The organism is Sphingomonas sp. (genome assembly GCF_965227385.1).
GTDB lineage: Bacteria > Pseudomonadota > Alphaproteobacteria > Sphingomonadales > Sphingomonadaceae > Sphingomonas.
The window spans coordinates 3,357,197-3,375,275 of record NZ_OZ245750.1 but is presented as its reverse complement, the minus strand read 5'-3'; the positions used below and the strand labels follow the sequence as shown (position 1 = coordinate 3,375,275).

Annotated in this window: 17 protein-coding genes; 11 read left to right on the top strand and 6 right to left on the bottom strand. The window is 66.2% G+C overall.

Features of this window, described 5'->3' with window-relative positions; all coding sequences use genetic code 11:
- Positions 1–108: 108 nt before the first annotated feature.
- Positions 109–531, top strand: coding sequence for a 50S ribosomal protein L17 (gene rplQ, locus ACO05N_RS16505; RefSeq protein WP_422058078.1), 423 nt, complete (start codon positions 109–111; stop codon positions 529–531).
- A 316-nt stretch (positions 532–847) separates the two neighbouring features.
- Here rplQ and ACO05N_RS16500 read toward each other — a convergent pair whose 3' ends face one another.
- Complete coding sequence (locus ACO05N_RS16500) at positions 848–1,207, bottom strand: hypothetical protein (RefSeq protein WP_422058077.1); 360 nt, start codon at positions 1,205–1,207, stop codon at positions 848–850.
- Between the two features lie 576 nt (positions 1,208–1,783).
- On the opposite strand from ACO05N_RS16500, the gene ACO05N_RS16495 reads away from it, so the two are divergent.
- The 3 genes from ACO05N_RS16495 (at position 1,784) to ACO05N_RS16485 (ending at position 6,055) form a co-directional block, all read left to right on the top strand.
- Entirely contained in the window at positions 1,784–3,934 is a 2,151-nt protein-coding gene (locus tag ACO05N_RS16495; protein ID WP_422058076.1) for a prolyl oligopeptidase family serine peptidase, read from the top strand.
- A 116-nt stretch (positions 3,935–4,050) separates the two neighbouring features.
- Positions 4,051–5,811, top strand: coding sequence for a hypothetical protein (locus ACO05N_RS16490; protein WP_422058075.1), 1,761 nt, complete (start codon positions 4,051–4,053; stop codon positions 5,809–5,811).
- 106 nt (positions 5,812–5,917) lie between these two features.
- Positions 5,918–6,055: a hypothetical protein gene (locus tag ACO05N_RS16485; protein WP_422058074.1), complete on the top strand. Its 138-nt coding sequence runs from the start codon at positions 5,918–5,920 to the stop codon at positions 6,053–6,055.
- On the opposite strand, the gene ACO05N_RS16480 is transcribed toward ACO05N_RS16485, so the two are convergent.
- Positions 6,052–6,666 carry a peptidylprolyl isomerase gene (locus ACO05N_RS16480; protein ID WP_422058073.1) on the bottom strand — a complete coding sequence of 205 codons (615 nt, stop codon included), beginning with the start codon at positions 6,664–6,666 and terminating at the stop codon, positions 6,052–6,054. The two genes, ACO05N_RS16485 and ACO05N_RS16480, sit on opposite strands and share 4 nt — an antisense overlap.
- A gap of 164 nt (positions 6,667–6,830) precedes the next feature.
- Between ACO05N_RS16480 and trxB the strand changes: the two genes are divergently transcribed.
- Positions 6,831–7,802, top strand: coding sequence for a thioredoxin-disulfide reductase (trxB, locus tag ACO05N_RS16475; protein ID WP_066663033.1), 972 nt, complete (start codon positions 6,831–6,833; stop codon positions 7,800–7,802).
- Positions 7,803–8,138: 336 nt separating this feature from the next.
- On the opposite strand, the gene ACO05N_RS16470 is transcribed toward trxB, so the two are convergent.
- The 4 genes from ACO05N_RS16470 to ACO05N_RS16455 all read right to left on the bottom strand — a co-directional run bounded on the left by ACO05N_RS16470 (position 8,139) and on the right by ACO05N_RS16455 (position 10,339).
- Complete coding sequence (locus tag ACO05N_RS16470; RefSeq protein ID WP_422058072.1) at positions 8,139–8,447, bottom strand: 1-deoxy-D-xylulose-5-phosphate synthase; 309 nt, start codon at positions 8,445–8,447, stop codon at positions 8,139–8,141.
- Positions 8,448–8,553: 106 nt separating this feature from the next.
- Positions 8,554–9,381 carry a hydrolase 1, exosortase A system-associated gene (locus ACO05N_RS16465; RefSeq protein WP_422058071.1) on the bottom strand — a complete coding sequence of 276 codons (828 nt, stop codon included), beginning with the start codon at positions 9,379–9,381 and terminating at the stop codon, positions 8,554–8,556.
- Positions 9,369–10,025, bottom strand: a complete 657-nt coding sequence (locus ACO05N_RS16460) for a hypothetical protein (RefSeq protein WP_422058070.1) — start codon at positions 10,023–10,025, stop codon at positions 9,369–9,371. Before ACO05N_RS16460 ends, ACO05N_RS16465 begins: the two co-directional genes overlap by 13 nt.
- Positions 10,026–10,066: 41 nt before the next feature.
- Positions 10,067–10,339 (bottom strand): acyl carrier protein, encoded by a 273-nt coding sequence (locus tag ACO05N_RS16455; protein ID WP_422058069.1) that lies wholly within the window; start codon positions 10,337–10,339, stop codon positions 10,067–10,069.
- A gap of 120 nt (positions 10,340–10,459) precedes the next feature.
- On the opposite strand from ACO05N_RS16455, the gene ACO05N_RS16450 reads away from it, so the two are divergent.
- From ACO05N_RS16450 to ACO05N_RS16425, 6 genes are all read left to right on the top strand, one after another.
- A complete protein-coding gene (locus ACO05N_RS16450) occupies positions 10,460–11,971 on the top strand; it encodes an acyl-CoA ligase (AMP-forming), exosortase A system-associated (protein ID WP_422058068.1) in 1,512 nt (503 codons plus the stop codon).
- Positions 11,968–13,170, top strand: coding sequence for a pyridoxal-dependent decarboxylase, exosortase A system-associated (locus ACO05N_RS16445; RefSeq protein WP_422058067.1), 1,203 nt, complete (start codon positions 11,968–11,970; stop codon positions 13,168–13,170). The genes ACO05N_RS16450 and ACO05N_RS16445 overlap by 4 nt, the downstream gene beginning before the upstream one ends.
- Before the next feature lie 132 nt (positions 13,171–13,302).
- The gene (locus ACO05N_RS16440; protein WP_422058066.1) at positions 13,303–13,947 is read left to right on the top strand and encodes an XrtA/PEP-CTERM system exopolysaccharide export protein; all 645 of its coding nucleotides are present in this window, start codon (positions 13,303–13,305) and stop codon (positions 13,945–13,947) included.
- Positions 13,948–13,965: 18 nt separating this feature from the next.
- Complete coding sequence (locus ACO05N_RS16435; protein ID WP_422058065.1) at positions 13,966–15,486, top strand: XrtA system polysaccharide chain length determinant; 1,521 nt, start codon at positions 13,966–13,968, stop codon at positions 15,484–15,486.
- 10 nt (positions 15,487–15,496) lie between these two features.
- On the top strand, positions 15,497–16,486 hold the full coding sequence (locus ACO05N_RS16430; RefSeq protein WP_422058064.1) for an AAA family ATPase: 990 nt from the start codon (positions 15,497–15,499) through the stop codon (positions 16,484–16,486).
- Positions 16,483–18,078, top strand: a complete 1,596-nt coding sequence (locus tag ACO05N_RS16425; RefSeq protein WP_422058063.1) for a hypothetical protein — start codon at positions 16,483–16,485, stop codon at positions 18,076–18,078. Before ACO05N_RS16430 ends, ACO05N_RS16425 begins: the two co-directional genes overlap by 4 nt.
- The last annotated feature ends 1 nt before the right edge of the window (position 18,079 follow it).

Here is an 18,079-nt window from a genome sequence, read left to right as displayed (position 1 = left end):
CTTTGCCGCGGCAGGCCTCCTGGAAGAAGGGTCAATGGGCTGCCACCCCAAGTGCTGCCTGGTCTGGGGTTCCGTAAGACGGCCCCTTAACGAACGAAGGAAGACATCATGCGCCATAAGTACGGCGGTCGTAAGCTCCAGCGCACCTCGGCCCATCGCATCGCGCTGTTCCGCAACATGTCGGCCGCGCTGATCAAGCACGAGCAGATCACCACCACCGTCGCCAAGGCGAAGGAACTGCGTCCCTACGTCGAAAAGCTGATCACGCTGGCGAAGAAGGGTGGTCTTTCGAACCGCCGTCTCGCGCACGCGCGTCTGCTTGACGACGCGCAGCTGGTGAAGCTGTTCGACGTGCTTGCGTCGCGCTACGCCGACCGCAATGGCGGCTACACCCGCATCATCAAGACGGGCCCGCGCGCTTCGGACGCGGCACCGATGGCGATCATCGAACTCGTCGACCGCGATGTCTCGGCCAAGGGTCAGGACTCGGGTCCGGTGATGACCGACGAAGATTTCGACGAAGCAGCCTGATTTCGGGCGCTTCATCGACCAGAGCTGGGGCGGTCGCACGACGGTGCGGCCGCCCCTTCTCGTTTGGGGCGGGCTAACCGCCGCTCGCTCTTCTCAACAGACGCGCCTGATCGGCGGCGGCGTCACCCTCCTCCCGCTTCTTCTGAAGCCCGCTCGCTTGCGGGAGGGTTGGGGAGGGTCTTCTTCTTCTTCTTCTTCTTCTTCCGTCATGCTGAACTTGTTTCAGCATCCACCCCGCCACCCGCTGCTCAGTCGCCCGTGGAACTGAACCAAGTTCAGGATGACGGCAGGAGGAAAGGCAACTGGCGCCGCCGCGTTATCGACAGACCCCCTTCAGCCCTCGCCCATGGTGATACCGCACATCGCGCGGCAGGAACTGCGGAAACCGGCACGCGAACATGTGCACCCGTCGCGCCCCGGCAAAGATCGCCGGAGCGCTGCCGTGCGCCTTCACGTCGTAGCTCCCGACCTGCCCCTTGGCGCAGTCGAAATAGGTCTCGCGCGCAGCCACCGGCGGTCCGGTCACGCACATGAACACCACCAGCCGATCGGGACAGCGATTTTCCAGCGTCCCGATCGTCCCGCTGACCGGCTGAGCCGCGCGGATGCAGTGACTGGCATCGGCGGCGGGGGCGGCCTGCGGCTGGGTGGCGAGGATAAGGGCAGATAGGAACATCCGCTTCATCCTGCCACGGTGCGGCGTCCCAAGCTAATGTTGCGGCACCGTAAGAATCGCTGAACTTTGGTACGGCGTCCGACTCCCCATTTACGATCCAACGGAAGAACCGACGGAAATCCGCCGATCGCCGATTTGGCACGCGCCCTGCAAACACTGCGGCGCAGGAGGATTGGATGAAAAATACGCGTGGACATCGAGCAAGCAACGCAGTGGCGCTCGCCTTTGCGACGCTCCCGCTGATGGTCATGAGCTGGGTCGCCTATGAAAGCGCGCTGATGTCCTTCGCGTGAGAATCGGGGCTTTGAATGTTGGATTTCCTCGGATCTAATCTGGTCGATGCCCCGCCGCTCCAACCCCGATCGCCAGCCAAGGGCCGTGCCTGACACTGTCGTCCGGACGGCGCGTTACTGTCGCGTCGGTGTCGCGCGGCGGTCGCGTTGGTGTGCCATTGCGGTGGCAAACCGGTCGCCTCGCCCGGAAAACCCCCGCTTTTCTGTCAGCATCGTCGGACGGCCCGCTTGACCCTGCGCAGTGTCGCAATAGGGTAAGGCGCTTCCGTTTCAGGAGATACCAATGCGCCGCGCGTCGATTCTCGCCCTGCCGCTTTTGTTTGTTTCGCCCATCGCCGTTGCCAGCCCGGAGTCCGCGCCGACCATGACCGCACCGCTTTCCTATCCCGACACCCGCCGCGTCGATGTCGTCGACGAGGCGTTCGGGGAAAAGGTCGCCGACCCCTATCGCTGGCTCGAAAACGACGTCCGCAACGACAAGGAAGTCGCCGAATGGGTCGCGGCCCAGAATAAGGTGACCGACGCCTATCTCGACACGCTGCCCGGCCGCGACATCTTCAAGGCCCGGATCAAGCAGCTGTTCGACTATGAACGCTTTGGCCTCCCGACCCGCAAGGGCAGCCGCTATTTCTACAGCCACAATACGGGGCTTCAGAATCAGAACGTGCTGTGGGTGCGCGACAGCCTCGACGGCGCAGCGCGGGTGCTGATCGACCCCAATGGCTGGGCCAAGGACGGCGCAACCGCGCTGTCGGAGTGGGTACCGTCGGAGGATGGCAAGCTGCTCGTCTATGGCATCCAGGACGGCGGTTCGGACTGGCGCACGGTGCGGGTGATGGATGTCGCCACCGGCAAGACGCTGGGGGACGAGCTGAAATGGATCAAGTTTAGCGCCCTGTCCTGGGCCAAGGATGGCTCGGGCTTCTATTATTCGCGTTTCCCCGCAGTCCGGGAAGGTGAGGCGTTCCAGGCGCTCAACGAAAACCAGGCGGTCTATTTCCACCGCATCGGCACCAGCCAGGATCAGGACAAGCTGATCTACGCGACGCCCGATCACCCCCGGCGTGGCCATTTCGCGCAGGTCACCGATGACGGCAATTGGCTGGTCATCACCACGACCGAGGGGACCGACAATCGCTACGAGATCACCATCCTCAACCTCAAGGATGCCGCTGCAAAGCCGCGCACGATCATCAAGGGGCTCGAGAATGAGTGGAGCCTGGCCGGCAATATCGGCAGCAAATTCTTCTGGACCACCGACAAGGGCGCGTCGCGTAAGAAGGTTGTCACGATGGACGTCGCCGCCGCCAATCCGGTAGCGACCGACCTGATCGGTGAGGACAAGGCGACGATGGAAGGCGCCGGCATTGCCGGCGGCCAGCTGCTCATCAATTATCTGGTCGATGCCAAGGATGAACTGCGCCGGTATTCGCTCGACGGCAAGTTGCTCGGCAAGGTCGAGACCCCAGGGATCGGCAGTGTCGCGGGCTTCACCGGCGACCCGGACGAAAGCGAGGCGTTTTACGCCTTCACCAGCTTCAACACGCCCACCACCATCTACCGCTATGATATCAAGACGGGAAAAGCGACCGAATGGGCCAAGCCCAAGGTGGCGTTCGACCCGACCAAATATGCCGTGGAGCAGCGCTTCTTCAGCTCGAAGGACGGGACCAAGGTTCCGATGTTCGTGGTCAAGCGCAAGGATGTGACCGGCCCGGCGCCGACCCTGCTCTGGGCCTATGGCGGGTTCAACATCAGCTATGGCCCGGCGTTCAGCGCCGCGCGGCTGGCCTGGATGGAGCAGGGCGGGGTGTTCGTCCTCGCCAATATTCGCGGCGGCGGCGAATATGGTAAGGCATGGCACGATGGCGGTCGCCTCAAGAACAAGCAGAATGTGTTCGACGATTTCATCGCGGCGGGCGAATATCTGATCGCTGAGGGGATCACGAAGAAAGACGGCCTCGCCATTCAGGGCGGGTCGAACGGTGGCCTGCTGGTCGGCGCGGTCGTCAATCAGCGCCCCGATCTGTTCGCCGCGGCGATGCCCGCCGTCGGCGTGATGGACATGCTGCGCTTCGACCGCTGGACCGCGGGGCGCTATTGGGTCGACGATTACGGCTATCCGTCGAAGGAAGCCGACTGGAAAATTCTGCGCAGCTACTCGCCCTATCACAACATCCAGTCGGGCAAGACCTATCCGGCTATCCTCGCCACGACTGCGGATACCGACGACCGCGTGGTGCCGGGCCACACTTTCAAATACACCGCCGCGCTGCAGGCGGCGGACATCGGCCCCAAGCCGCATCTCGTCCGGATCGAAACCCGTGCTGGTCATGGCTCGGGCAAGCCGACCGACAAGATCATCGAGGAGACTTCCGACCTCTGGGCCTTCGCCGCCAAGTGGACCGGGCTCGACGTCAAGCCGGTCCAGTAAACGCCGGTCGCCGGGGGCACCCAGTCCCCGGGGGCCGTCGAGATTGCGGCATGTTTGCCGCTTTCTGCCCCATCCGGCTGCCGCTATCTTCGCGACGAATCGTGAGGGGGCTTTCGATGCGGGGATTGTGGGGAGCGTTGGTCGGCGTCTTGGCGACCGGCGGGTTGGCAAATGGCGCGCAGGCGGGGCAGGCGGAGGCGGTCGAAGTGCCGTCCCCGCCACCGCCGATGGCAGTTGTACCGCCGGCCACTCCATCCAACCCGGTCGCGCCCCAGCCCGCCACTGCGTCGGATTATCCGGCCTGTGACGGCTATCCCGCCCCCAACCCCAGGAAGAAGCTGAAGCCCGGCGATACACAGCCCGAACATCGCGGCTGGGGCGGGCTGGGGCCGAACTACGGCATTCGGCTGCGGTCGTTCGGGGTGCAGGGCAGCGCGGCGTGCGAGCGGACGCTCGCGGACCCCATGCTAGTGCCGGAGTTTCGCAATCGCCGTCTCTCGCTGCTCCGTGCCCGCGCGCTGCACGAACTGGCCGAAAAGAGCGACGCAACCGCCCTGGCGACTCTCGACGAGTTCGATACCTTCCACGCGACCTACGCCACGCCGGAAGAGCTTGCGGCGACCCGTCTGGGAAGCGACGCGCTGCGCGCCATCGCGCTCTACCGGACCAAGAAGGCGACCGAGGCGCAGAAGATGCTCGACTCGATTGTCGCACGGCGGCCTTTTTCGCCCAGCGTGCGGCGGATGGCGTCAGCGATCCGGCTCTTGTTCGACACCGATCGCGGCAATCGTATCGCCCAGCTGCGCGAACAGGCCTCCTACAATCCGGTCATGCTCCGGCTGATGCTGATGATCGCGCTGCAGACCGGGGATTTCGAGAATGCCGCGCTCTATGCCGACCAGATCAGTTTCGACCTTCCCAAAAGCCGTGGTGGCTGGACGCTGAGCGGCGATGACGATCGCAAATATGACGAGATCCAGGATCGCGCCGCCATTCGCGGTGCCAGGGCCTATGCGCTGCTCGCTTCGGGGAAGACCGAACAATCGGCGATCGAACTGAAGGGTGCGCGGGACGAGGTTGCCTTTGCCGTCGAGCCCCCGCCACCGCGCCCCGACGGGCGCAAGCAGCCCAAACGGGTGGAGGAGGATTATCGCCGCCGCGTTGCCGCTGGGGACAAGGCGACCGCAGTGCTGGACGACTGGTCTCGGGCCATCGCCCTGCGGTTGCGGGCGAGCAAGCTGACGATGAAGGCGCTGTCCGACGAGACCGAGCGGCCACGCGGCGAGGCGATGGTCGTCATGTCCGACCTGATCGCGCAACTGCGGGCGGACGATCCGGCGGAAGCCCGCGCGATCGATGCGACGATCGACCAGATCCGGCGGATGCAGGACCTGGGCATGACCAAGATGCTGCAATTGGGGTTCGGCGATTTGGTCAAGCTGCTGCCGCGCGGCGAGCATGCCGCAGCCATGCCCAAGATGCGGGACGAGGGGAGCAATTTCTGGCGCACCGATATGGAAGGATATCGGGTCATGAAGAGCGACGATCCCCAATTGGTGAACCTGCGGATGGGCAGCCTTTCGGCCAGTCCGGCGATGGTCGAGGAGGCGGCGATGCTGGTGGCGGCGGACCATGTTCGCGGGCTGGGCAAGGACGCCTTTGTCATCGAGAGTGCCGTGCTGGTCGAACGCACCGTGACCTATGGCTATGGCTATGGCTACAGCGCCGGTGGCGGGACGCCGCAGGGGTTCGAGTACCGCCTGTTGATCCGCCCGATCAGCCTGGCTGCGGGCGAAGAGCCGTCGCGGCAATGGCGGGCGATCAAGGCGGCAGATGTCCGCGCCGCGCTGGCGGAGAAATACCCGCCCGCGCAATGATCGGCAGGATTAACGCCGACCCACGTAGAATCCCGATTGCATTTTCCCGATATGGGCAACCCGCCCGGCGCGTGGCAGGCATGGCACCATCGAGCGGAGAGTTGCCATGTCCTCTTACCATGAGATCACCAGCGCAGACGATGCGACGGACGACGCGCTGCCCGCGGGTTCGGGCTTTCTGATGGTCATGTGCGGTTCGCTGCTGTTCTGGCTGTTTGTCCTCGTCCTGCTCAATGGAGCCTAAGGCACCCGGGTCACTTTCAGGATCCGGATTTTCGGGCTGAGCATCTGGCCTTTCATGACGCCTTCGCCCGCCGTCGGCGATGTCGGGGCGTCGAGGATCTTCCACACCACCTCCATCCCCTCGACCACCTTGCCGAAGGCCGCATAGCCGAGATTGTCGCCCGGCCGGGTCGGATCGGCGTCGAGCGAGGGCTGATCCCCCACGCTGATCGTGAACTCGCCGCGCGCGGTGCCGGGCGCGAGGCGGGCGGTGCTGATCGCGCCGTTGACGTGCTTCACCCCGGTTTGCGTGGTCGGCTCATGCTTGATCGGGGGCAGGATGCGCTTGGGGTCGTTGTCGATCCCGAACTGGATGAAGCCGAATTTGTCGGCGACCTTGACCGTCCGGTAGAAGGCGATGCCGTCCAGCCGCTTCTGATCGGCATAGCGCAGGAAATTGCGCGCGGTGATCGGGGCGCGCTCAGTTTCCAGTTCAAGCACGATGCGACCAAAGCTGGTGTCGAGCGCCACCTTTTGCGTTGCCGGCGTTGGGGCAGGCGTCGGGGCCTCCTGCGCCAAAGCGGGGAGGGGGAGCAGCAGGGCTGCGGCGAGCAGGGTGCGGCGAAGGGTCATGCCGCCAGTCTGCCCAGCCGCGTGGCGCCCTTCAACCGGCTTTCGTCCACAACAGAATCGCTTTGCTGGAAGGCGCGCGGCCACCACCCATGTTGCCTTTGGCCGTGCCGACCCCCTAGATGCGGCACCGCCACCCGCTTCACGGGGCTCAACAGGATTTTCGAATGACCGCCACCCACTCGACCCGCATGCTGATCCTTGGTTCCGGCCCGGCCGGCCTGTCCGCCGCTATTTACGGCGCGCGCGCGGGGCTGGCGCCGATCGTGGTGCAGGGCATCCAGCCCGGCGGACAGCTGATGACCACCACCGACGTCGAGAATTATCCCGGCTTTCGCGAGGTGATCCAGGGCCCGTGGCTGATGGGCGAGATGCAGGCGCAGGCCGAGCATGTCGGCGCGCAGATGATGTACGATACGATCGTCGAGGTCGATTTGTCGCAGCGCCCGTTCCGCCTGATCGGCGATGGCGGCACCGTCTATTCGGGCGACACGCTGGTGATCGCGACCGGCGCGCAGGCCAAGTGGCTGGGGCTGGAGAGCGAAGACGCGATGAAGGGCAAGGGCGCAAGCGCCTGTGCCACCTGCGACGGCTTTTTCTATCGCGGCAAGAAGGTCGCGGTGATCGGCGGCGGCAACACCGCGGTCGAAGAGGCGCTGTACCTGACCAACCACAGCCATGACGTGACGCTGATCCACCGCCGCGACACGCTGCGCGCTGAGAAGATCCTGCAGGAGCGGCTGTTCGCCAATCCGAAGATCAAGACGCTGTGGAACAAGGAAGTGGTCGAGTTCGTCGGCGGCGGCGATCCCGAGGGGCTGGTCGCGCTGCGCCTGCGCGATACGGTGACGGGCGAAGAGTCGAGCATCGATGTCGAGGGCGGCTTTGTCGCGATCGGCCACCACCCGGCGACCGAGCTGTTCCGCGGGCATCTGGAGCTGGACGAAGACAGCTACATCACCGTCGAGACCGGTTCGACCCGCACCAGCGTGCCCGGCGTGTTTGCGTGCGGCGACGTGATGGACAAGGTCTATCGCCAGGCGATCACCGCCGCGGGCACCGGCTGCATGGCCGCGCTGGACGCCGAACGCTTCCTGGCCGAGGCGGATTTCGAGGCGGTTGCCCACGCGGCGGAGTGAGCCGGGGAAACTGACGAAATTACGGGCAACGCGCGCGATTCTGTCAGCTTTGGGTGACGAAGCTGACGGAAATGGCGGTATGTGATGCGCGTGCGGCGCGGAAGCTGATAGCTGCCTGACAGTTTCGGCGTGGGCGTCGCTGTGGTTCGCGAAGTTCGGGGCGAGTCGGGGGCGCATCGACCAGTCTATGCGCTTTTCGGGGTCTTGTAGGAAAGCCTTGTCATTTCCTTTGTCACCCGGCCTTGGCCCGGGGCTAAGCTTCTATGTGATTGCATGACGTAGCCCCGCCCCGGGTCAAGTCCGGGGCGACGGATGGGAGAGCTGCAATGTATGGGGCTAATCGCGTCCGCGAATGTCGCGCCAATATTCCTGGGCGACGTCGGGATCGATCTCGACCGGCGTTGAGCCCCCATACAGGCGATCCATGCCGTCCTTGCGCGGGCCGGAGATCCAGAAGTGGTCGCCGGACTCGACGTCGAAATAGTTCGCCTTGAACCCGCTGCCGTCGAGCGACTGAAAGGTGCGCCCGGCATATTGGATGGAGCGACCCGATTTGGAGAAGGTGACGCGACCGATCCGCGCAGGGCCGTCGAGGCTTTCGGACTTGTCCTCGATATACATGATGCGGGTCTTGGCGGTGGACATGCCGGGTTCTTAGCGCTTGCACTGCGACTGGCGCTACACCATTCGGCGCCCCGGGCTTGACCCGGGGCTAGGCTTCTTCTTGTCGCCTTGGGACCCCGGCCTCTGGTCAGGCGCCGGGCGACGATGGGTGGTCCGCCAGCGCAGCCAGTACACGCTCCGTAAGCCATGCCTTGTCCGCTGGGCGGGCGAAGCTGTGGCTGTCGGTGGGGCAGGTGGTCAGGGTTGCGGTATTGCGGGCTGGGGCGAACGCTGCGCTTTTCCAGTGGTCGGCGAAGGCGAGGGCGGTGTTGTCGCGTTCGGCCAGCAGGATCGTCACCGGGATTTGCGTCGTTGCCAGCGATGTTGCGAGGCGGGCGGGGAGGCTCGTTGGGGGTTGCGACTGTTTCGCCGATGCCTTGGCCAAGCCGCTGATTAATTTGCGGATATTGACGCCTCCGGTGAGCAGGCGGAGGAGTTCGCGCGGGTTCTTCAGCTTTTCGAGATAGCGCGAGCGGATCGCGGCGGCGGGGGGCAGGTCGTTGCCGTCCGCGCTCGGCTCGATCGTCCAGGGGTTGGTGAGGATCAAGGCGTCGATCGGCGCATCGGCATGGAATAGGATGAGGGCGCTGGCGGCGTCGCAATTGCCGAAGGCGACGATGCGGGTGGCGTGCGTAGCTTCGCGGCGGAAGGCGCTGGCGGCTTCAGCAATGTCCTGCGCTGTCGATGCGAAACCGTTGTTTTCGCCGGATGAATCGCCGATGCCGCGGCGGTCGTAGCGGAACACCGGGTGGCCAGATGCAGCCACGGTAGCGGCGAGTTCGGCCATGCCGCGATGCGCGCCGATGCGGATTTCATTGCCGCCGGAGACGATCAGCAGGCCGGTGATGCCGGGGGCTTCGTCGAGCGTGGCGGCGAGGGTTTCGCCGGCGCAGGGGAAGCTGATCAGACGGCGCATGTCGCGATCCATTGGGCGATGTCGTCGGCTACGGCCTGAGCGAAGTCGGGGTCGTTGTCGGGCTCGGCGCGGCGCCACAGCGGGGTGCCGGGGAGCTTGACGTCGGCGGGCTTGGCTTCGGTGGCGAGGCGGACGGTGCGGGTCTGATCGGGTGACGGCTTGGCGTCGGTTAGCTGGGCGAGCAGGAACGGGCTGACCAGATTGCCGGCGAGTTCGACCGGATCGGTGGCGGTGTCGAGGCTGGCAGGATCGAACGGCTCGCCGGATTCGCGCGCCGAGGCCTGGCGCGCGCGGATGAGTTCGCGGCGCAGGTCGGCGCCGGTCATGGGGGAGAGGTGGGTGCGGGCGCTGACGGCTGCGTCGCTGTCGAGCAGGGCGCCGCTGCGGAGGGCGAGGGTCAAGGTCGGCCCGGTGAGGCTGGCGACTGCGGCGGCGAAGGCTGCGCGGAGCTTGGCGAGATCGGTTTCGTGGGTGGGCAGCAGGCTCTCGCCCTGGCCGGGCAGGTCAGGCAGCGCCCCGGCAATGCCGCGTTCCGCCAGCGCGCGCAGGATCGTCACCGCGAAGGCACGGGTGCGGTTGGCTTCTTCGAACAGGGGGAGCGCGACGACCACTACGGGACCGGTGTCGGGGCCGAAGCGGAGCATCGCTTCGCGGCCCCCGGCCCAGTCATAGGTGGTCGCGCGGATCAGCTGAGCGCCTTGGACGCGGCGAAGCGGACGAGCGCGCCGAAGGTTTCGAGCATGTCGCCATCCACCTCATCATCGTCGATGATGATGCCGAGGCGGTCCTCGATCTCGGTCAGCACGCCGGCAACCGCCATCGAATCGAGTTCGGGGAGCGCGCCGAACAGCGGCGTTGCTTCGTCGAAGGTCGCCGCGCGGGCGGCGTCGATGCCCAGCACATCGCGCAGCACGCCGCGCACGGTTTCTTCGACTTCGTTATATCCGTCAGGCTGCACGGCCCAAAATCCCCGGTTGTTTTGCGCCCGTTACGCGCTGGACGTCGCGATGCCAAGTGCTGCACCTGCTAAGCGATAATAGACACTGGATCGTTAACCGATGCGGGATATGCAGGCGCGATGGTGGAACTCGACCCTACACCCTATCCGATCGATGCGTTGACGACGCGCGGGGCGCCTGACGCCGTGGCGCTGGAGGATCGCGCTGGGACGCTGACCTATGCCGAGCTGGAGGCTGCGGTTGCCGCGCTGGCGTTGTGGCTGCGTGGGCAGGGGCTGGAGCCGGGGGATCGCGTTGCGACCTGGTTGCCCAAGACGCGGCATGCGTGCGTGATGCCGCTGGCGGCGGCGCGGGCGGGTTTGGTGCATGTGCCGGTCAATCCGGTGCTCAAGCGCGCGCAGGTGGCGCATATCCTGGCCGATAGCGGAGCGCGGCTGTTGCTGACGCAGGGGGCTCGGGCGGGGACGCTGGAGGATGGCGATGTGCCCGCAGGCTGTCGTGTCGTGTTCGATGCCGATGCGCCGCTGGCGGGAGAGGGGCTGGACTATTCGCAGCGTGATCCGAATGCGTTGACGGCGATCCTCTATACATCGGGATCGACGGGGCGGCCCAAGGGGGTGATGCTGAGCCATGCCAATTTGTGGCTCGGTGCGATCAGCGTGGCGCATTATCTGAAGGTGACGCCGGAGGATCGCGTGCTGGGTGTACTGCCGCTGAGCTTTGACTATGGGCAAAACCAGCTGCTGTCGACCTGGGCGGCTGGCGGGCGGGTGATCCCGCTGGACTATCTCACCGCGCGCGACGTCATCAAGGCGGTGGACCGGCATGACGCCACCACGATTGCGGGGGTGCCGCCGCTGTGGACGCAGTTGCTGGAGGCGGAGTGGCCGGTGGCGGTCGCGGCGAAGCTGAAGCGGCTGACCAATTCGGGTGGGGCGCTGACGATCGGTATGGTGCGGGGGTTGCGGGGGCGGTTTCCTGAGGCCGCGCTGTATCCGATGTACGGGCTGACCGAGGCGTTTCGCTCGACCTATCTCGACCCGAGCCTGGTCGACGCGCACCCGGAATCGATGGGGCGGGCGATTCCGTTTGCCGAGATTATGGTGGTGCGGGCCGATGGCACGCGCGCCGATCCGGGCGAGGCGGGGGAGCTGGTGCATGCCGGGCCGCTGGTCGCGCAAGGCTATTGGCAGGATGCGGAGCGGACCGCGCTGCGGTTCAAACCGGCGCCGGCGGAGTCCAGCTATGGCGGGATGGCGGTGTTTTCCGGTGATACCGTCGTGGAAGGCGCTGACGGGCTGTTGCGGTTCGTCGGGCGCGATGACGAGATGATCAAATCCTCGGGCAACCGGATCAGCCCGACCGAGGTCGAGGAAGCGGTGCTGGCCGGGGGCGAGGCGCGTGAGGCGGTGGCGTTGGGTGTGCCCGACCCGCGCCTGGGGCAGGCGGTGGTGGTGATCGCGGTGGCGCGCGGTGAGGCGGAGGCAGCCGAAGCGGCGTTGCGCGAGCGGTTGCGGCGCGAGCTGCCCGCGTTCATGCAGCCGACGCGCTATGTCTGGCGTGAGGATTTGCCGCGCAATGCGAACGGGAAGCTCGACCGGTCGGGCCTGAAGGCGGAGATGACGGCATGAAGCCGATGGGGCCGATCCCCCCTTATTTTGCGGGGCAGAGCGGGGACTTGCGGATCGCGGGGCGGTCGGCGAGCGACTGGGCGGCACAGGCGGGGACTCCGTTGTTCGTCTACGACACCGCAATCGTGCGCGAGCGGATCAGGCAGTTGCGCGCCGCGCTGCCGGATGCGGTCGAGATGCATTTTGCGATCAAAGCCAATCCCTTGCCCGCGTTTCTGGCGGCGGTCGCGCCGCTGGTCGGCGGGCTGGACGTGGCGTCGGGGGGCGAGCTGGCAACGGCGCTGGCGGTCAAGGATGCGGGGCACATCAGCTTTGCCGGGCCGGGGAAGCGCGATGTCGAGCTGGAGGCGGCGATTGCCGCCGGGGCGACGCTGAACCTTGAATCGGAGGGCGAGGCGGATCGCGCGCTGGCGATCGGCGAACGGTTGGGCGTGACGCCGAAGCTGGCGGTGCGGGTGAATCCGTCGTTCGAGCTCAAGGGGTCGGGCATGAAGATGGGCGGACGGCCATCGCCGTTCGGGATCGATGCGGTGCGGGTGCCGGAGCTGGTCAAAAGGCTAATCGCGGTTGGCGCGGACTGGCGCGGGTTTCATATCTTTGCGGGATCGCAGGCGCTGGACAGCGAAGCGATCTGCGAGACGCAGGCGGCGACCGTCGGGTTGGCGCGCGAACTGGCCGAAGCGGTGGGCGCGCGGGCGCCTTTGGTGAATATCGGGGGCGGGCTGGGCGTGCCCTATTTTGCGGGCGATACGCCGGTGGACATCGCACTGGTCGGCGCACGGCTGGGCGAGGTGCTGGAGCCGGATCAGGCCTATGCGATCGAGTTGGGGCGGTGGATCGCGGCGGAATGCGGCGTGTATCTGACGCGGATCGTCGACCGGAAAATCAGCGGGGACGAGACCTTCCTGATCTGTGACGGGGGGCTGAACCACCAGCTTGCCGCATCGGGGAATTTCGGGACGGTGGTGCGGCGCAACTATCCGATTGCGATTGCAGACAAGATGGGCGCGGACGCGGTCGAGACGGTTTCGGTGGTCGGGCCGCTGTGTACGCCGCTGGATCGGTTGGGCGACAAGGTGGCGCTGCCGGAGGCGCAGGTGGGCGATGTGGTCGCAGTCTTCCTAGCCGGGGCCTATGGCGCGAGTGCGAGTCCGGCCGGTTTCCTGGGCCACGGACCCGCGTCCGAAATCGTCGCCTGACGGCTGACGTCACGCCGCCAGCGGCCGCGTTCCTAACGCAATCTTTACCTCCCGCCGCCATAGCAAAGCGGTTGTTCGTGCATGTCGTCTCGGGACGCCGGGGCTGTACGAACGTCTGGAGGTTCGATTGTGATGCGTTTGGGACAGGTCGGCAAAGGACTGGCGCTTCCGCTGATGATGGCGGGGGCGCTTTCGGGCTGCATGGGCGGCGGGAATCGTCCGGAGCTGCCGCCAACCACGTTTGTCGCGAGCCGCGAGGGGCCGGGCGAGGAATATGTCATCGGCCCGCTCGACACGCTGCAGATCTTTGTCTGGCGCAACCAGGAATTGTCGGCGGAGGTGCAGGTACGCCCCGACGGGCGCATTACCACGCCGTTGGTGAGCGACATGCCGGCGGTGGGCAAGACGCCTGCCATGCTGGCCGATGACCTGAAGTACGCGCTGGGCGAGTATATCAAGGACCCGATCGTATCGGTCGTGGTCAAGAGCTTCTCGGGCACGTTCAGCCAACAGGTGCGCATCGTCGGTGCAACCGAAAAGCCGGCGTCGCTGCCGTACCGCGCGAACATGACGTTGCTCGACGCGATGATCGCGGTCGGGGGCTTGAGCGAGTTTGCAGCGGGTAACCGCGCGCGGCTGGTGCGCTACGACAAGGCTACGGGCAGGCAGCGCGAATACAAGGTGCGCCTGTCGGACCTGCTCAAGAACGGCGACACAAGCGCGAACGTCCGGCTGGAGCCGGGCGACGTGATCATCATTCCCGAAAGCATGTTCTAACCAGACGGAGACCGCCCGGTGGGGGGATTGTGGGACGAGATCAGGACGGCACTTCACGGCGTGTGGCAACGCCGCTGGATCGCCGTGGCCGTCGCCTGGGCCGTGTGCCTGGCGGGCTGGCTGGTCGTGTCACAGATCCCCAACCAGTATGAGAGCCGCGCGCGCATCTTCGTGCAGCTGCGGTCGATCCTGCCCGGCGAGGGCATTGCGACGCAGCAGGAGCAGCAGAAGGACATCGACCGCGTCCGCACCACGCTGGCGAGCGCGACCAATCTGGAAAAGGTCGTGCGCGGTACCGACCTGGCCAACACGGTCGCCACCGACCGGGATGTCGCGGACCGGGTTGCGGGCCTGCAGAAGAAGATCAAGATCACCGCGCAGCAGGACAATCTGTTCGAGATCACTGCGACTGCGGACAGCGGCAAGCTGTCGCGCACCATCGTCCAGAAGCTGATCGACATTTTCGTCGAGGATAATCTGGGCACGATCCGCGACGAGGCGAGCCAGTCGCTCCAGTTCCTCGACCAGCAGCTCGCCCAGCGGCAAAAGGCCTTGCAGGAGGCCGAGGCGAAGAAGGCGGACTTCCAGGACCGTTATCTGGGTTCACTACCCGGCACTGGCACCTTGTCGGAGCGGCTGTCGGCGGCGCGGACGCAGCTGGCGCAGGTCAATCAGGAGCTGGCGGCGGCACAGAGCGGCCTTGCCGCGGTCAATGGCCAGATGGCGGGAACGTCGGCGACGGTCGCGGGCGCAGGTGGCGGCGGGGTCGCCGGGCCGGCACGTGCGCGGCTGGCAGCGATCCAGGGGCAGCTGAGCGAGGCGCGGGCGCGCGGGTGGACCGACAGCCATCCTGATGTCATCGCGCTCAAGAGCCAACTTTCCGCGGCGCAGAGTGCGGCCAAGCGCGAGCCGGTCTATTCGGGCGGCGGCGGTGGCGCGAGTGCCAATCCGCTGTACCTGAGCCTGCGCGCGATGCAGGCCGACAAGGCGGCGCAGGTCGCCGCGCTGACCAATCGCAAGGCGCAGATCGAGGCCGACATGGCGGCGATCGACGCCAAGATCGCCGGCGATCCGGCGGCGGCGCAGGAACAGGCCGAGATCGACCGCAATTATCAGGTGCTGAAGGCGGCATATGACAAGCTGCTCGCCGATCGCGAGCAGGTGAAATTGCGCAGCCAGGCGGCAGGGCAGGCCGATGCGGTCAAGTTCAACGTGATCGATCCCCCGACCGCGCCGCCTTCCCCAACCGCGCCTAACCGGCCGTTGTTGCTGACCGGCGTCCTGATCGTGGGGCTGGGTGCGGGTATCGCAGTGGCGTTCGGCCTGAGCCAGCTGGCGGGGACATTCCCGACCACGGCACGGCTGGAGAAGATGAGCGGGATGCCGGTGATCGGATCGATCGGCGAAGTCGTGACGGCCGCGCAGACAGCGCACCGCCGGAAGCGGCTGCAGATGTTTGCTGCAGCGACGGCAGGGTTGGTTGTCGCATGGGTGGCGTTGCTGGGGCTGGAAATGCTCCAGCGCGGCATGAGCGCGTGAGGGACAGGCGATGAACGACCAGACTCCCAAACGCCTTGGCGGATCGCTGGTGGAACGGGCGGCGGCGCATCAGGCGTTCGTCCAGCGCCAAGCTGCGCAGCAGGCGGCTGCGGCCCCGGTTGCTCCTCCGGTAGCGAAACCGCGCCATGACATTCCGGTGTTCGGCGCGGTCGAAGCGCCGCGTGCGCCGCTGGTCCGGCCCGAGCCGGTCGCTGCCGCGCACTCCGTCCAGGAGCCGAGCACGCGTCGGCGCGTGGCGATCGATCGCAAGAAGCTGGCCGAGCACGGCATGCTCGTGCCCGGCGCGACCGTGACCGCGCTGGCGGAGGAATTCCGGCTGGTGAAGCGCCAGTTGCTGACTACCGCGCGGCAGATTCGTGCGGCTGGCGGTGAAGGCTCTGATGACCGGTCGCGGATGATTCTGGTCTGCTCGGCCAAGCCGAATGACGGCAAGACGTTCTGTGCGATCAACCTCGCGCTGTCGCTGGCGGCGGAAAAGGATGTCGAAATCCTGCTGGTCGACGCCGATTTCGCCAAGCCCGATGTGCTCCAGCGACTGGGCGCGCGGGACGGCCCGGGGCTGCTCGACGCGCTGTCGGGTGGAGTCGCGAATGTCGAGGACTGCATCATCGACACCGATGTGCCGCAGCTGTCGGTCCTGCCTGCAGGTACGCGCAGCGTCGCCGATACCGAATTGCTCGCCAGCGAACGGGCCCATGCGATCCTCGACGGGCTGGCAGCCGCCAATCCGCGCCGCATCGTTATTTTCGATTCGCCCCCGATCCTCGCCGCATCGCCCGCCAGCGCGCTCGCCAGCCATGTAGGTCAGGTAATGCTGGTGGTCCGCGCCGACCGCACGCGCGAGAGCGAGCTGCGCGACGCCGTCGGCCTGCTCGACGGGTGCGACCATATCCAGTTGTTGCTCAACAGCGTTTCCATCCAACCCAATGGGCGCCGGTTCGGGAGCTATGGCGCCTATTATGGGGAGCCCGACCAATGAGGCTGTTCGCCGCGGCGCTGGCCGCAACCACGATGATCGCTGCGCCCGCTCTGGCGAAGGACAAGAGCAAGACCATCACCCCCTATGTCGACGCGGGGCAGGTGCTGGTCGCCGACCTGTCGGGCGGGGGCGAGGTGCTGACCTACTCCACCATCGGTGCAGGGGTCGATGCGTCGATCCAGACGCGCCGGGTCGAGGTGCAGCTGTCGTATAAGTATGAGCGCCGCTTCGACTATCAGAAGCCGGTTGCCGATCAGGATACGCATAGCGGCTTGGCGCGTGCGGCGGTGAAGGTCGCGCCCGGATTCACGGTCGAGGGCGGCGCGCTGGCGACGCGGGCGCGCAGCGACATTCGCGGCGATGCCCCGACCAATCTGGCGGGCAATGTCCGCAACGTGGCGCAGGTCTATTCGGTCTATGGCGGGCCGACCTTCCACACCGGTAACGGCCCGGCGAGCGTGAGTGCGGCCTATCGCTTCGGCTATACCAAGGTCGAGGCGCCGACGATTTCGTCGATCGACCCGGCGGCGCCGCCGGTCGATGTGTTCGACAGCTCCACGAACCACCTCGCGCAGGTGCGCGCGGGGGTGAAGGCGGGGACGATCCTGCCCGTGGGCCTCAGCGTCGCGGGCGCGTGGCAGCGCGAGGAGATGAGCCAGCTCGACCAGAAGTTCGACGGCAAATATGGCCGCGTCGACGCCGTGCTGCCGATCGGTCGCGGGCTCGCGGTCGTGGGTGGCGTGGGCTACGAGAAAATCGAGATCACGCAGAAGGACGCGCTGCGCGATGGCACCGGCGCGATCGTGCGTGACGGGGCAGGGCGGTTTGTCACCGATCCGGCGTCGCCGCCGCGGATCGCGTACGAAATCGAGGGTATCTTCTGGGACGCGGGGGTGCTGTACAAGCCGAATGCGCGGCTGATGCTGGAAGCGCGGGCGGGCCGTCGCTATGATTCGATGAGCTACACTGGCTCGCTGCAGTGGCAGATCTCGCGCCGTTCGGGGTTGCAGGTCGGGGTGTATGATTCGGTGCAGAGCTTTGGCCGCCAGCTCGCCAGCGATCTTGCCGCGTTGCCGACCAGCTTCAACGTTCCGACCGATGGGTTTGGCGATCAGTTCGATGGCTGCATCTTCGGCGATAGCGGCACGGCGGCGGGCGGGTGCCTGACCAATGCGCTGGGATCAGTCGCAAGCGCCAATTACCGTGCGCGCGGAATTACCGGCGTGCTGGCGATGAATTCCGGCCGCACCACGTTGGGGCTGGGGGCGGGCTATGCCAATCGGCGCTATCTGGTCCCCGCAGGCAGCTCAGTCCTGGCCGGCAGCAGCGACGACACATATTACGCCCAGCTGTTCGCATCGCGCGCGCTGAGCGGCCGGTCCGGGGTGAACGGCAACGTGTTCGTCAACTATTTCCAGAGCGGCATCGCCGGTGCGCCGGGCGTATTCGGCGGCGGCGCGGCGGGGTCCTATTATCACAATTTCGGCCCACTGAGCGCGGTGGCATCGCTCGGCGTTTCCAGCTTCGAGGTCGATGGCGAGGGCAGCAGCACGCAGGCGCAGGCGCAGCTTGGCCTTCGCTACGGTTTCTGAA